The following is a 265-nucleotide window of genomic DNA, read 5'->3' on the forward strand; positions in this document are numbered from 1 at the left end:
TTTGTCGACAGACAGACGAATGGCAAAGGTTTGCTCAAGTTTAAACTGCTCCGTCCAATTGACCGACTTCGCTAAGCCATAAAGCTGCTCTGCCACATCATACTCGGCATTAATATTTCTGCGTTTAATCAGCATCAATACCCGCGATGCCACTCGCGACCACAGACAAATCGTATAGAGATCACGCAATGTACCCGTAACGGTCAGACGGCCGGTACTTTTGATGTCACTTGCAATACCAAAACTCGTCAGCTCAGTCTGTAGC

The 265-nt window shown here is 47.2% G+C and carries 1 protein-coding gene; it reads right to left on the reverse strand.

Translation table 11 applies throughout. From position 1 onward, the window contains the following. Positions 1 to 265 (reverse strand): THUMP domain-containing protein (locus AAEZ06_RS27465; RefSeq protein ID WP_350617274.1); only part of this gene is annotated, 265 nt, incomplete at both ends.

This window comes from Pseudomonas sp. HY7a-MNA-CIBAN-0227 (genome assembly GCF_040310325.1).
Lineage (GTDB): Bacteria > Pseudomonadota > Gammaproteobacteria > Pseudomonadales > Pseudomonadaceae > Aquipseudomonas.